Consider the following 1,272-nt stretch of genomic DNA (forward strand, 5'->3'; position numbering starts at 1 on the left):
CATAATTTCTTTCAATTTAAATTAAGATCTAAAGATTTTATACCCCCTCCATTTTTCAGATTTGATAGTGATGGAGAAACACATCGTAATAAAATAGATGGCATTCCATTAGATGAACAAAGTGTTGAGACGCCACACTTTCACAAATTTAACGAGAATGGTATCGAAATAGCTTATAAAACCAAACAGTTACGCAATCCCGAAGAAGCTAAAGCATTAGAAGACATTAATCTTTGTATTGCTCATTTTTTTCATGAGTCCAATATTCGCGTGAATGAGGATAGTTTCCCAGAAGTAAAAATAATGTCTAACACTTTAGGATTGTCTATGACACAGGAAGACCCTAATCAAAACGTAACTTTCTTATGATTTTTGATAATATTTATACAGATATAACTAAGGCCTTTGGCAATCTTTGGAAAACCAAACAAAGAGGCAATTCATTAGAAATTATTACTCCATATGCAACAACCAACAATCGTTTCATCTCTGTTTTTCTAACCCGACAAGGTTCAGAATTTGTAATTACAGATGGGGGCTGGCTAAAAAGTGGTGTATATGATGTAATATTCAGTGAAGAAAATTGTTTTCTAAAAGTATATTCCCATTTCCTTAATGCTTTTGAAATTAAAGAAGTTATTGGACAAAACAAACAAACATATTACTACTTAAAAACAAAAAATACTATTGATGTACCTTCTAAAGTTTTCGATTTAGCAATGTTTATACAAAATATTGTAAGCGTTTGTGAAATAGAGTTTTCAGATAAAAAAGAAACAGAAACTAAATCACGATTTCAATCAAAAGTAAATGAATATTTAAAACAATCAGTAGATATTGAAAAGCTAAAATTTAATGTCTTTTTAGATCCAAATAAAAAAGAGCTAAAATTTAATGCTATATTCAATAATACAGCAAGCAATTTTTCTTTAATTAATTATATAACTGGTAGTTCAAATTACTATTATACAAATAGTATTTCTAAAGCAAATATGTTATTTGAAATGGCTGATAATACAGACTATAAAAGTTTTATAAAACAAAAAGTATCGATTATTGATACAGAAGCAGAAGGTTATAATGAAGCCAAAATTGTTAGTTACCTAAACCATTTAGAACATCATACAAATTCTAAATTAGTTAATTGGTATGAAAAAGAAAAGTTGATGGTAATTTTAAATTAACACGATGACACTAGGTAATAAAATAAAAGAGTTGAGAGAACACAAAGGATTAATGCAGCGAGAAGTCGGAAGCATTATAAATGTAGAT

The 1,272-nt window shown here is 28.2% G+C and carries 2 protein-coding genes; both read left to right on the top strand.

Features of this window, described 5'->3' with window-relative positions:
- Positions 1-369 (top strand): hypothetical protein (locus tag GOQ24_RS16130; protein WP_160340162.1); only part of this gene is annotated, 369 nt, incomplete at its 5' end.
- Positions 366-1,184 carry a hypothetical protein gene (locus GOQ24_RS16135; protein WP_160340163.1) on the top strand — a complete coding sequence of 273 codons (819 nt, stop codon included), beginning with the start codon at positions 366-368 and terminating at the stop codon, positions 1,182-1,184. The genes GOQ24_RS16130 and GOQ24_RS16135, both read left to right, overlap by 4 nt.
- The last annotated feature ends 88 nt before the right edge of the window (positions 1,185-1,272 follow it).

Source organism: Myroides sp. LoEW2-1, assembly GCF_009767705.1.
Classification (GTDB): domain Bacteria; phylum Bacteroidota; class Bacteroidia; order Flavobacteriales; family Flavobacteriaceae; genus Flavobacterium; species Flavobacterium album_A.